The 14,458-nt window shown below is 23.9% G+C and carries 10 protein-coding genes and 1 riboswitch; of the genes, 3 read left to right on the forward strand and 7 right to left on the reverse strand.

Features of this window, described 5'->3' with window-relative positions; all coding sequences use genetic code 4:
• The first annotated feature begins 14 nt into the window (after window positions 1-14).
• Window positions 15-4,358, forward strand: a complete 4,344-nt coding sequence (locus U744_RS0100890) for a PolC-type DNA polymerase III (protein ID WP_025755235.1) — start codon at window positions 15-17, stop codon at window positions 4,356-4,358.
• Between the two features lie 14 nt (window positions 4,359-4,372).
• Here U744_RS0100890 and U744_RS0100895 read toward each other — a convergent pair whose 3' ends face one another.
• The 7 genes from U744_RS0100895 to rpsL form a co-directional block, all read right to left on the reverse strand.
• A complete protein-coding gene (locus U744_RS0100895) occupies window positions 4,373-6,067 on the reverse strand; it encodes an ABC transporter permease subunit (RefSeq protein WP_025755236.1) in 1,695 nt (564 codons plus the stop codon).
• A gap of 1 nt (window position 6,068) precedes the next feature.
• A complete protein-coding gene (locus U744_RS0100900) occupies window positions 6,069-6,791 on the reverse strand; it encodes an ATP-binding cassette domain-containing protein (RefSeq protein ID WP_025755237.1) in 723 nt (240 codons plus the stop codon).
• Window positions 6,792-6,798: 7 nt separating this feature from the next.
• The gene (gene cypl, locus U744_RS0100905) at window positions 6,799-8,043 is read right to left on the reverse strand and encodes an ABC transporter thiamine pyrophosphate-binding lipoprotein p37/Cypl (RefSeq protein ID WP_025755238.1); all 1,245 of its coding nucleotides are present in this window, start codon (window positions 8,041-8,043) and stop codon (window positions 6,799-6,801) included.
• 49 nt (window positions 8,044-8,092) lie between these two features.
• Window positions 8,093-8,181, reverse strand: a riboswitch (TPP riboswitch).
• 139 nt (window positions 8,182-8,320) lie between these two features.
• Complete coding sequence (locus tag U744_RS0100910) at window positions 8,321-8,824, reverse strand: hypothetical protein (protein WP_025755239.1); 504 nt, start codon at window positions 8,822-8,824, stop codon at window positions 8,321-8,323.
• Window positions 8,825-8,910: 86 nt separating this feature from the next.
• Window positions 8,911-11,001 (reverse strand): elongation factor G, encoded by a 2,091-nt coding sequence (gene fusA, locus U744_RS0100915; RefSeq protein ID WP_025755240.1) that lies wholly within the window; start codon window positions 10,999-11,001, stop codon window positions 8,911-8,913.
• A 28-nt stretch (window positions 11,002-11,029) separates the two neighbouring features.
• Window positions 11,030-11,500, reverse strand: coding sequence for a 30S ribosomal protein S7 (rpsG, locus tag U744_RS0100920; RefSeq protein WP_025755241.1), 471 nt, complete (start codon window positions 11,498-11,500; stop codon window positions 11,030-11,032).
• 40 nt (window positions 11,501-11,540) lie between these two features.
• Window positions 11,541-11,960, reverse strand: a complete 420-nt coding sequence (gene rpsL, locus U744_RS0100925; RefSeq protein WP_025755242.1) for a 30S ribosomal protein S12 — start codon at window positions 11,958-11,960, stop codon at window positions 11,541-11,543.
• 350 nt (window positions 11,961-12,310) lie between these two features.
• Between rpsL and U744_RS0100930 the strand changes: the two genes are divergently transcribed.
• Complete coding sequence (locus tag U744_RS0100930) at window positions 12,311-13,729, forward strand: helix-turn-helix domain-containing protein (RefSeq protein WP_156921600.1); 1,419 nt, start codon at window positions 12,311-12,313, stop codon at window positions 13,727-13,729.
• 129 nt (window positions 13,730-13,858) lie between these two features.
• The coding region (locus U744_RS0100935) for a DNA polymerase III subunit beta (RefSeq protein WP_025755244.1) at window positions 13,859-14,458 on the forward strand (600 nt) is incomplete at its 3' end.

Consider the following 14,458-nt stretch of genomic DNA (forward strand, 5'->3'; position numbering starts at 1 on the left):
AAAAGGAGAAAGTAATGTCTTTAAAGAAATTTTATAGTGATATTTCATTTCATAATTTTGTTACAAATATTAATCTTGAAAATTTAGATTCAATTAAGGATGCTTATTTTTTTGAAAATGAAGTATTATATGATGAAAAAAATAATTCTTTTTCTTTTACTATTTGTTTTAAAACGCTTCCTATTATTTCTGATTTTGTAAAATTAAATAATAAACTAATTGAATACAAGCCTATTAAAATAAATGTTTCTTATCATATTGATTCTTATTATCCTGAAGATAATTTAATTAAAGAATACATTTGTTATTTTTTACTTCATAATTCTAATTATTTTTTAAAAGGTGAATTTTATAAACAAGGTAAAACTCTTTACAATAATATAGATAATAGAAAATGAACTTTTTCTTATACTAATAAAGATGAATTTGAATTTTTGCAATCAATGATTGAATTTCTTCAAAATCAATTTAAAATTTTAGGTCTTACTAAAATAGAATTTGATTTAGATTTTCATAGTATTGAAAATATTCCTGAAAAAGATATTAGTAATTTTGATTTTTCATTTAATGAATTTAATAATTTTGAAGATAAATTTAAAGCAAGTGTTTCAGAAGCTAAATATAATAAATATAAAACTTCAAAAAATTTTCAAAAAATTTCTATTAGTGAAATTAATTCACTAGATGAAATTCCTGAAAAATTTGCAATTAGTTGTGATGGGGTTATTTTTAAAACTGATTTTATTAATCGTAAACAATTTTTTATTTATAAATATTGAATTAGTGATTTTAAAGATGCTATTGAAATTTCTTTTTTTTCTAAAAATAAGCTTTCAGGTAGTGATATTTTTGATATTGATGATTATGTTCAAATTTCAGGAATTGTTGAAAATAAATTTAAAAGTACTCAAAAAATTATTAAAGCAGATAAAATAGAAAAAATTAATTCTCCTAATGATTTAAGAGAAGATTTAGCACCTAAAAAAAGAATTGAATTAAATGCCAAAAGCCAAATGAATACTATGGATGGATTAATGTCAGCTCAACAACTTGTTAAAATGGCTTCTGATTTTGGTCATAAGGCGGTTGCGTTGCTTGATTCTGATGGAATTCAAGAATTTCATAATTTTTCAAGTGCAGCTAAAAAAGCTAATATTAAACCAATTTATGGATCATCATTTAGTGTTATAGAGCAAAACAACAAAATATTTTTAAATGAATTTGATAATTTAATTTTGGATGATATTGAATATGTTGCTTTTGACCTTGAAACAACTAATTTATCCCCAATGATAGCAGATATTATTGAATTTGGTGCTGTTGTTATTAAAAATAAAAAAATTATTGAAAAACATCAATTTTTTCTTAAAGCTCATAAACCTTTAAGTCAATTTACAAAAGAATTAACATCAATAACAGATGAAATGCTTCAAAATGATGGAATAAATCAGCAAGAAGGAATTGAAAAAATTTATCAAATTCTAAAAGGTAGAGTTGCAATTGCGCATAATGCTGATTTTGATATGAGTCATATTTTTGAAAAATTTCAAAAATATAATCTTCCTGCTTTACAATGTACATTTATTGATACACTTGCTGTTTCTAGATTAATTTTTGATGAACGTTCAAAACACAGTTTAGGTGATACTGCATTTTATTTATCAGTTGAATACAATGAAATAGCAGCTCACAGAGCTGATTATGATGCTGAAGTTTTAGGTAAAATTTGAATTCAATTTTTAAATAAATTTAAAAATTTAAATATTTTTACTACTATTGATTTGTCAAAAATTATTACTGAAAATTTTTACAACAAAAAACGTTCTGATTTTCAAATTAGTGTTCTTGCTAAAAATCAAAAAGGAATCAATGAACTTTTTAAATTAGTTAGTTTAACTTTAACAGAAAGAGTTTTTAAAACTCCAAAGTTATTTTATGAGGATCTACCAAAATCTCCTAATTTACTAGTTGGTTCAGGCGGAATAAGAAGTCCTTTGCTATACTCTTATATGTATCGATCAAAATATTCACAACAAAAACTTATGGACTTATTTGATTATATTGAAATACCACAACCCAAATCTCTTTTAAATTTAGTTGGTGAAAACGATTTTTCATTAAATGATATTTATGAAATTCTAAAAAAAATAATTTATGATGCTCTTAAAAAAAATAAAAAAGTTGTAGCAGTGTCAGATGCAAGATATGCAAATCAAGAAGATCAAGCTTTTTATAAAATTTTAGTATATTCCAAAGGAGTGGGTAATACTTCTCACTTTTTATTTGATCGTCGTAAAATAAAAAATAATACTTTCAAATTGCCTGATTTGCATTTTTTAACAACTGATGAAATGTTGAAAGAATTTGCTTTTTTAAAAGATACCCAATTAATTGAAGATATTGTCATTAATAATCCTCTTGAAATTTTTAATTTAATTGAAGATAATATTGAGATTGTAAAAAAAGATCTTTACACCCCTAAATTTGACAATTCAAGCAGAAAACTTTATGATTTAGTTTATAAAAATGCACATAATAAATATGGTGATGTTTTACCTGAATTAATTAAAAATAGAATTGAATCAGAATTAAACCCTATCATTAATCATGGATTTGATGTTATTTATTGAATTTCTCATATATTAGTTAAAAAAAGTATAGATAGTGGTTATATTGTTGGTAGTCGTGGTAGCATTGGGTCTTCTTTAGTAGCAAATTTAGCTAATATTTCAGAAGTTAATCCTTTACCACCGCATTATAATTGTTCTAAATGTAAATATTTTGAACTAAATCAAGATAATGAAATTACTTCTGGATTTGATTTAGATGATAAAGCATGCCCTAAATGTCAAAATATCATGTTAAAAGATGGCCACAATATCCCATTTGAAACTTTTCTTGGTTTTAATGCGGATAAAGTTCCTGATATTGATTTAAATTTTTCAGGTGAATTTCAATTAGAAATTCACAATGAAGTTAAAAGAATTTTTGGAGAAAAAAATATTTTTAGAGCTGGAACTATTTTAAAAATCAAAGATAAAACAGCTTATGCCTTTGTGAAAAAAGTTGATGAAGAATACAATTTTGGATACTCACCTGCTTTTTTAACTTTTTTAGCTAACAAAGTTGTTGGAGTTAAACGAACAACTGGTAAACATGCTGGTGGAATTATTATTATTCCAGAAGAATTTGAAGTTGAATATTTTACTCCAGTTAATTATCCAGCTGGTGATAATACAATTGACTGAAAAACAACTCATTTTGACTACAAATTTTTACATGATAATATTTTAAAATTAGATATCTTAGGCCATGTCAACCCTACAGCTGTGCGTATGTTAGAGCGTTTAACTAATGTTAATGCTTGAAAAGACATACCAAGAAAAGATAAAAGAGTTATGTCGCTTTTTAGTTCTACAAAAGAACTTAAAATTAAACCAGAACAAATTGGTGGTGAACAAACTGGTGCATTAGGAATACCTGAATTTGGAACTAATTTTGTTCGTAAAATGTTAGCTGAAGCTCAACCACAAACTTTTGCTGATTTAATTTCTCTTTGTGGATTATCACACGGAGAAGACGTTTGAGCCAACAACGCTCAAACATTAATTAAAAATAATGGCTTAAAAATTAAAGATGTTATTTCATGTCGTGATGATATGTTAATATATTTAGTGGATAAAAAAATTGATCCTTTATATGCTTTTAAAATAATGGAAAAAGTTCGTAAAGGTCAAGGTATAACATCTGAAGAAGAAGAATTTTTACTTAAAAACAAAATTCCTTCTTGATATATTGAAAGTATGAAAAAAATTAAATATATGTTCCCAAAAGCTCATGCTGCAGCTTATGTTATCATGGCTTGAATTATTGCTTGATTTAAACTTTATTATCCAATTGAATATTATGCTACTTTTCTAAGCACTAGAGTTAGTGAGTTTGAACTTGAAACTTTAATTAATGATTTTGGTGGTGAAAAAATTAATAAAAAAATTAAAGAAATTCAATTGTTAAATGATAAAAAAGCCAAAGACAAAGAACTTTTAATCACCCTTGAAATTACAAGAGAAATGTATGCTAGAGGTATTTCTATTTCAAATATTGATTTAAAAAAATCTCATGAAATTGAATGAATTATTGATTACAAAAATAATTCACTAATTCCTCCATTTACTGCTATTAAAGGATTAGGAGAAGCTGTTGCAAAAAAAATAATTCAAGCACGAAATGAAAGGCCTTTTCGTTCCAAAGAAGATTTTTTACGACGTAGTTCAGTTAATAAAACTTTATTTAATACTTTTAATGAATTAAAAATTTTAGATGAACTAAATGAAACTGACCAAATGACTTTATTTTAAAAAAATGCATAGTATTAAATATGCATTTTTCTATTTATTTTTTTTGTTATAAATCAACCAATAAAATTAATTATCAAAATATTTATAATAATAATTCACATATATGCAAATGCTTCAGATAGCGAATTTGTTTTAAAATTTAAATATCTATACATATTGCCACCTAAAAGAAAATCATGTTGTGAAAAAAAACTATATAAAATAATTGCTCTAAAACATATTTCAAAGTAAACTACTAAAATTGCAATTAATTCAATTTTAATTTTTGGTAACAAATAATTAAAATAAATTTTTCTTTTTGATCAACCATTTAACTTTAAATTATAAAGTGTGCTCATTTCAATTTTATTAATTGTTTCATTTAACTGCTTTAAAATAGACCCAGAATAATGAATTCCCAAAGCAATTAAAATTGGCGTAATAGATGTCATAAAAAGCGGGCTCAAAACATAATATACAATTGTTACTGGAGTAACTCTAAACAAAATTAAAAATATCTTAATTAAAAATCTTATATATTTAGAATTATTAAAATCCACTAAAAAATAAAGTAAAAAAATAGTAATTGCAATCAATATAATAAAAACAATAAAAGCATTTAAATAAGTTTGTAAAATTTGTAAAATTAAATTTTTTTCAACACTAAAACTTTTGAAAGATAAAATAGAAAAATTTGGATTAAAAAAACTTTTAATATAATTTTTGTAAAAATCAAATTGAATAATTTCGCTGCTAGTATTGATAATTCAATAAAGGGAAAAAATAGCAATCAATATAAATAAAAATAAAATAAATAATTTTCTTTTTTTAGTAATTCAAAAAATTTTTTTTCTTGTTATATGATTTTCATTAAATTTTTTTGATATATCTTTTAATAAAAATTTATTAATTAAAATATTGAAAATTTCTATTAATATAATAAATAAAATTAAAATAAATAAAGGAATTCCTAAAAAATTAGCATTTTCTTTTCCTTCTGAAATCAAAGTTCCAATTCCAATCAAACCCATTGCTGAAAGTAATGCTGATCATCGAATATTCGACTCAAGAGAATATAAAAATAAACTAATAAATTTATTATTAATTCTAGGTCATATTTCTTTAAAAAAAGCATAAAATTTACTATTTCCTAATTTAATTGATAAGTAATAATATTTTGTATCTACACTTTGAAGTATTTCTAAAAAATATTTATGAAGTCACAATCATGTAAATCAAAAATATACCATTAAAATAGCTAATTGAGAGTTTAATGATTCATTAAATAATGTGATTATAAAAATTTCAGGAATTGATCTTAAAAAAAGAGCTAATATTCTATTTATAAAACTTCAATATTTATTATTAAATTTTGAATTAGTTACAAATGAACTAATTAAACTTAAAATAAAACCTAAAAAAGTTCCAGTAATAGCTGTTTTTATACTAATAAATAGTAATTTAAAGCTTTCACTTCACAAATTTTTTTCAACACCATCTGTTTTGCTAAAATTTGTAAAACTTAAAATTTTTTTTAGATTTTTTAAAAAAATTTCAATTCCACTTTTATTAACTTTAAAATCTAAACTTAAAAACAAACTAATTGAAATAATAAAAATTAAAAATCATAAAAATTTTTTAAATTTTGGATTTAATATTCTTTGTTTTTTGTGTCCTTCGATTGATAAAAATAGTCATGTTTTTTTAATTTTTATATTTTCTTTATTCAATTTAAATTAATTCCTTTACTTGATCAAAAGTTAAATTTTTATTTTCAATTAGTTTTACTGTTTTATCTTTTACAACTAAAAAATAATCAAAGTTTTTAAAAGCTAATTGTAAATCATGCATAATAACTAAAATTGATAAATTATATTCATTATTTAATCATTTTAATAATTTAATCACTTCTTTTGATGATGAATAATCTAAACTAGAGGTAGGTTCATCAGCTAAAATAATTTTACTTTTTTTCATCAAAATTTTAGCTATTTCGACTCTTTGTTTTTCACCTCCACTAAGTTCATCTGTTCTAGTAAAAATTTTATTTAAGATATTTAATTTTTTTAAATAAAAAAATATCAATTTTTCTTGTTCATTAGTTAATATTGAAAACATTTTATATCAAAAATTTTTATACTTAATGTTAGATCTAACAATGCTATTATACACTGAATCAGATTCTATTAAGTTTGTATTTTGAGATAAAAAAGCAATATCTTTGTTTAAATTTTTTTTTAATTTATCACTAATAATTTCTTTATTAAAAAATATTTTTCCATTAGATACTTTTTCATTATCTATAATTGAAGTTAATAGAGTGGTTTTTCCTGATCCGGATTTTCCAATAATAGCAATCATTTTTTCTTTTGGAATTTGTAAATTTAAATTATCAAAAATTAAGTTTTTATCATATGAAATATTAACATTTTCAAAAACTATAATATTTTTCATTCACTAATTAATTAATTAATTCTTTCTGGATATCATATTTTTTTTCAAATTCATCTTTATCAATTAACTTAAACTTATTAAATCCACTATAAATTCCATAAGTATTTTCTTCATATTTAAGTTCTGATAAACTTTGTGCTAAAAATTTTTTTTGATTTTCATCAATATTTTTTCTAGCTAAAATTACATTATAAAAAATAGGTCCTGCTAAAGTTAAATATCTAACTTGCTCATCTGGATAATTTTCTGGTTTAAAATTATAACCTGATTTTAAATCATCTTCTTTTATAAGTGGATAAGTTCAATTAAAAACACCATCATCTGAAAAAACAATATTATATTTTTTATTTTCTGAAGTAGAATTTCCTATAATATTTTCTACACTTTTTCCTAATAAAACTAAATTTTTGTTATTTGTATTTTTTAAATAATCAACAATTTCTTTATATGATAAATTAAAATTTTTTGCAATTAATTTTGCTTGAACTATAAATTTTGAAATTGATGTTGACTTTTTAAATGCAATTCCGAATTTTTTAAATTTTTCTCAATCTTTATCAATTCAAGCTTTTTTTATTTCATCTCTTTGTTTTTTTGTTCCTGAAATTAATATTGCTCCAAAAAAGCTATCAGTATAAGAAGTTTCTTTTGAAGGGTCTTGATAAAAATAGCTAAATTTTGATCCATCTCATTTTAAAAAATCTTTTTTATCAACTCAATCTTTAGGATATGATCCTATTTTAGTATTTTCAAGTTGTATTTCATTTGCTTTTTCTGCTAATTTAAGCATTTTTTCAGAATATAAAGAATTATCTAAATATATTTCTTCATTTGGAGATCATAAAAATTTTAATGTTTCTGTTTGAACTACTGGTAATAAGAGATCTTCTTTTGGTTTATTTATTATGTCTGAAAAAGATAAAACAATAAAATCATTATTTAAATTTCCTGATTCAACATTTTGATATTCATTTGATGTTTTTTCAACAAATTTGAGATTAATTTTTACATCCTGATAATTTTTAGTTAAATTATTGTTATTTTTTAATTCATTAAATTTTTTACTTACTAATTTTTCTCATTTAAGCTTTTCTTCTTCAGTAAAATTGTTATTTGGAACTGGAGCAATAATAGTTAAATTTGCATCTCAATTAATTGTTTGTGTTTGACATGATTTTACACTTAAAACTCCAATTGATAATAAAGGAAATAGTGTTATTATTTTCTTTCAAAATAAATTTCTTTTTTTCATTAAAAAACCCCTAATTTAGAGGTGCTTTTTAAAATACTTTTACTTTTTTGTTCAGATAAATTTAACTTAACTACGCAAGCATTACCTTGATCAGTTTAGGTATTTCTCAGCTTTTAAAAAGCACCCTCGTTAATACTTATAAATTATACTATACTTTATAAATAAAAATAATATATATATATATATATGTGTGTGTGTGTGTAAATAAAAAAATAAATAAAAAAAAAAAAAAAAAACTTTAAGTTTTTCACTTAAAGTTATATTAAAAAATATTAAATTAAATTATCTCCTCTGTATTTTTTTTAATGGTAGCATAACTAATAGAATTAGCAATATTTTTTGCCATAATTGCTCCAACTAAAACTAAAACAAAACCCATTAAACCTAAAAATCCTATAAATGGAACAACAAAAGACAAAATTATTGAAATTAAACCTAATGACAATCCAACAATAATTAAAATTGGCGCTGCAGATAGTTTGCCTTCAACTTTTTTTAATTCTACAATTAATAAAATTGAAAAAATAAGTTTTGTAATAGTAAGAACAATTAATAAAACTAAAAACACAATAATCGCCGCACCTATTCCAACTATTCCAGCTATAGCACTAAATACTGCACCATCAAATGCTGCATGTACAGCTGTTGCTACTGAAACTATAGCAAAAATAATAACTAAAACATTTAAAATTATTTCTAATATTGAAATAATTATAACTAACTTTGATCATTTTTTAGTGTTTAAAATTTCACTTTGAATTGAATTATAATAATTTTTCATGTAAAAATTATATATTTAATTTAAAAAAAATGAAAAAACTATATTTCATTAAAATATAGTTTTTTATAATTTAATAAATTTAATTATTATTCATCATCCTTATTTTGAATATTTCTCTTTTTAATAATTTCATCAGCAATATTTTTAGGACATTTTTCATAATGATCAAATTGCATTTGATAAGTTCCACGTCCACTTGTCATAGATCTAAGTTCTGTTGAATATCCAAACATTTCAGAAAGTGGAACTGCTGCACGAACAATTGTTGCTCCATCATTTCTTTGTTCTTGATCATTAACAAGTCCTCTTCTTCTTGAAAGATCACCAATAACATCACCAATATGATCACTAGGAACAACTACAGCTACATCCATAATTGGTTCTAGTAACACGGTTCCAATTGCATCCTTTGCTTTTGTAAGAGCTTTAGAAGCTGCAATTTTATATGCCATTTCAGAAGAATCAACATCATGATATGATCCATCAAACAATGTTGCTTTAATATCAATCATTTGATATCCTGCTAAAATACCAGCAGCCATTTTATCTTCAAGACCTTTTTGAATTGGTTTAATATATTCTTTAGGGATTTTTCCACCAACAATTTTATCTACAAATTCAAAACCTCCATCAGGATTAGGTTCAAATTTAAGTCACACGTGTCCATATTGACCTTTTCCACCTGACTGTTTGATATGTTTTCCTTCAACTTCTGCTGTTTTAGTAATTGTTTCACGATATGAAACTTGAGGCGCTCCTACTTTCACTTGAACACCAAATTCTCTTCTTAAACGATCAACAATAATATCAAGATGTAATTCTCCCATTCCAGCAATAATGGTTTGACCTGTTTCTTCATCGGTATAAGTTCTAAATGTTGGGTCTTCTGAAGCTAATTTTTGAAGACCTAAAGATAATTTTTCAGTTGCTGCTTTTGAATCTGGTTCAAGTGCCTGAGAAATAACAGGTTCAGGGAATACCATTTTTTCTAAAACAATTCTAGTTGCTTTCTCTGAAATTAAAGTATCTCCTGTAGTTGTTGATTTAAGTCCAACTGCTGCTGCAATATCTCCAGCGCGACATTCATCAATTTCTACTCTATTATTGGCATGCATTTGTAAAATACGTCCAATACGTTCTTTTTGTTCTTTTACAGAATTATATACATAACTACCCTTATTTAAAACACCTCTATAAACACGGAAAAAAGTAAGAGTTCCAACAAATGGGTCAGTCATAACTTTAAATGCAAGAGCTGCAAAATCTCCATCATCAGTTGCTGCAACTTCAACTTCTTTATCACCATCTAATGCTTTAATTGCTGGAATATCAAGAGGTGAAGGTAAATAATCAACAACTGCATCAATCATTTTTTTAACACCTTTATTTTTAAATGATGTACCACAAACAACAGGGAAAAATTCAGAAGTTAAAGTAGCCTTACGAATAGCTTCTTTAAAAGTTGTTTCATCAATATCTTGTCCTTCTAAAACAACCATCATTAAATCTTCATCAAAATTTGCAACAGCTTCTAGTAATTCTTGTCTTTTTATTTTAGCAATTTCAACTAAATCAGTAGGAATTTCAATTTCAAATTCTTCTTCTTGTGGTTCTCCATTATATGTGAAAGCTTTTAATGTAACTAAATCAATAATCCCATTAAAATCAGCTTCGGCTCCAATTGGTCATTGAATTGCAACTGCATTTCCACCAAGTCTAGTTTTAACTGACTCTACTGAAGCTGCAAAATCTGCACCAGCTTTGTCCATTTTATTAACATAAACAATTCTTGGAACTTTATAGTTTGTTGCTTGTCTTCAAACTGTTTCGGTTTGAGGTTCAACACCTGATTGTGCATCTAAGACAGCAACTGCTCCATCTAAAACTCTAAGTGAACGTTCTACTTCAACTGTGAAATCAACATGTCCAGGAGTATCAATAACATTGATTCTTTTCCCTTTTCAAAAAGCTGTTGTAGCAGCTGATGTGATAGTAATACCACGTTCTTGTTCTTGCGCCATTCAATCCATTTGTGAAGCACCATCATGTGTTTCACCAATTTTATGAATTTTACCTGTATGAAACAAAATTCTTTCTGTTGTGGTTGTTTTTCCTGCATCAATGTGAGCCATAATACCAATATTACGGTAATCTTTTAATTCATAATCTCTAGCCATAAATTTTCCTAATCAAATTTAAATATATTTATCATCTAAAATGTGCAAATGCACGATTAGCTTCAGCCATTTTATGAGTATCTTCACGTTTTTTAATAGCTCCACCAGTTTTATTTGATGCATCAATAATTTCATTTGCTAAACGAATTTCCATAGTTTTTTCATTTCTTAAACGAGCATAATTTACAAGTCATCTAAGTGCAAGAGTTTTTTTTCTACGAGGAGAAACCTCTGTTGGTACTTGATAGTTAGTTCCACCGATTCTTCTAGTTCTAATTTCAAGTTGTGGAGTAACATTTTCAACTGCCTGTAAAAATACTTCCATTGGATCTTTTTGTGTTTTTTCTTTAACAATTTCAAATGCAGAATATAAAATATCTTGTGCAATTGATTTTTTACCATCAAGCATTATTGTATTAATTAATTTAGTAACAATTACTGAATTAAATACTGGATCAGCTAATACTTCACGGATAGATGCGCTTTTCTTTCTTGACATATTTTCTCCTATTTAATTGTTTTATATTTTATAAAGTTTATTATTGTTTAGTTTTTTCTTTTTTAGTTCCATATAAACTTCGACCTTGTTGACGTTTTGCAACACCAGCAGCATCTTGAGTTCCACGAACAATATGATATCTAACCCCTGGTAAATCTTTAACACGTCCTCCACGAATTAATACAACAGAGTGTTCTTGAAGATTATGCCCTTCTCCTGGGATGTAAGCTGTAACTTCCATACCATTTGATAATTTAACACGAGCATATTTACGTAAAGCTGAGTTAGGTTTTTTAGGTGTCATTGTAGCAACACGGGTGCATACACCACGTTTGAATGGTGAAGCCATTTTTTTAGCCTTTTTAATTAATGAGTTATAACTTAGACTTAAAGCAGGTGCATTTTGCTTTTTAATCTTAGATTCACGTCCATTAGTAACCAATTGATTTGTTGTTGGCATTTTTTCCTTTCTTATCTTGAGTCAAAAATATTTTTTAATTTCAAAATGTTACACTTTTAAAACATGTGTGAGATTATTATACATTAAAACTATATCCTGGTGTATCATTTTTTTAAATTATTTTTTAGTTAATTAAAAAACAAAAAATCATTTTTTTAATATTAAATAATAAGATATTAACATATTTATCCATATAGTTATTCACATTAACATAATAAAGGTTAATAAATTAGTTTTTTTACATAAAAATAGGCATAAAAGTTGTGGATAAAATTGTGGATAACTTATTTTTTTTCTTAAAATTTTTAAAAATAAAAAATGATTTTAAAAAAGATTTAAAATTTATTGTTATGAAACAGAATTTAAAAGAAGATTTATTGCATGAAAACAGAAGACTAAGTGTACTTACTTCTCAATTTAAAGAATATATAGGAAATAAAGTTGATAATTTTGTTTTTACAATATTTTTTCAAGATATGAGTGTTATAAAATGTGAAAAAAAAGAAATTATTTTTTATAACCCTAAAATTAATGATGATTTTTTACTTAAATATGAAAAAGAAATAAGAGAACCCTTAAATATAGCTGTAAAAGATATAATAAAATCAGATGAATATGTTTGAAAATTTATTAATATAGATTTAGAAGAATACAAATCTAAAATAAAAGAGCAAAAAGTAACTCAGAAAAAAATTAAAGAAACAATTAAATCCCAAATTCAAAATGAAAAAATTAATGAAAATTTTTCTTTTGCAAACTATATTCAATCTGAATTTAATCAAGAACCAATTAAAATTTTTGAAAAAATTTTAGAAAATAATGATAATGATGATGATTTAAGTGTTGTTTATCTTTCAGGTAAATCAGGATTAGGTAAAACTCATTTATTACATGCTTTAATCAAAGAATATAGAAAAAACAACAAAACAACTTTTTATGTTAGTCCATATAATTTTACAACTTATATTTCAAACTTAATTAAAGAAAATAATCCTGTTAATACAAGTTCAGTTTTAAAACATTTTTCAAATTTGGATCTTCTTGTTTTTGATGACTTTCATATTTTTGCTGAAGGGAAGAAAATAGCAACTAAAAATTTTCTTTTTAGTATTATTGATAAAAGAATTTCTCTTAATAAACTAACTATTTTTGCTTCTGAACATGAGGTAAAAGATTTAGTTAATATGTTTGAAGAACGTTTTATAACAAGACTTCGTTCTGGTTTTCAAACTAAAATTCAAAAACCTAATAAAGAAGATTTAGAAAAAATATTTTCTCATTTGCTTACTAGAGAAACAAAAATTGAAATAAATATGTTAGATAGAAAAAGTGTGGATTGAATAATTAAAGGTCATTCTTCATCAATTAGAGATTTAAGTGGAGCAGTAAAAAGATTAAGTTTTTATAAAAAAGAAATTGTCAACAGTGATTATGTTTATAATGTTGTTAAAAATATTTTTAAGGATTTTGTTGCTCCTGATAAAAAAATAACTCCTGAAATTATTTTAGAGGCTGTTTCTAAATATTATAAAATTTCAACTACAGAAATGACTGGTAAAAGCAGAAATAAACAAATTGTAATAGCTAGGCACATGGGAATTAATTTGATAAATGTAATTTTAAACTATCCATCAACTCAAATAGGAAAAATATTTAAAAAAGATCACTCAACAATTTTAAATGCAATTGAAAAATTCAAAAATTGTTCAAATGAAGTTTCAATAAAAAAAGCATTTGAAGTTTTAAAAAGGCAAATCGAAAATAATTAAACACATTTTATAAACAATTTAAAAAATACAAAAAAGTTTTTTTTAGTTTATTTTTTTAGTAAAAAAATGTTTTTTAAGATTTTTCCACAAATTAACAATACTTAATATTATTTTTTATAAGGAGTATTTATGAAATTTACAATTAAAAAAAATAAAATAGAAAATATAATTGAATTTTTAAGTAATTATGTAGACTCAGCTGATTCTTTTACTCCATTTAGATGTTTGTTTTTTAAATTAAATTCAACACATTTAACTATAACAGCTCAATCTTCAATGATTTCAGCTAAAAAAGAAATTAAAATTGATGAATTAAATATAAAAGTAGAAGAATCAGGAAAATTTTTAATTAATGCGAATATATTAAAAAATATAATTAAAAAATTTAATAAAACTATAACTTTTAATTCAACAGATTCTGTTATTAATATTTATGAAGATACAACAAATTTTACATTAACTAAAATAAGTTCTGAACAATATCCTTATGTTGATTTTAATGATCAAGATAATAGAACAGAAGTAGATTCTTATGAACTTGAAAAAGTTATCATTAATTCTTCTATTTCTGCAGTTACTTCAAGTGATCGTTTAAATGCATTAAAACACAAATGCATAAATATTAGTAGTGAAGGCGATTCAGAAATACAATTTGTTTCAACTGATTCATATCGATTAAGCACAGGATCATTAAAAGTATCAAAACCTGTTGAAATAAATTTATCAGTA

The organism is Mycoplasmopsis cricetuli ATCC 35279, assembly GCF_000526955.1.
Taxonomy (GTDB): Bacteria; Bacillota_I; Bacilli_A; order Mycoplasmatales; family Metamycoplasmataceae; genus Mycoplasmopsis; species Mycoplasmopsis cricetuli.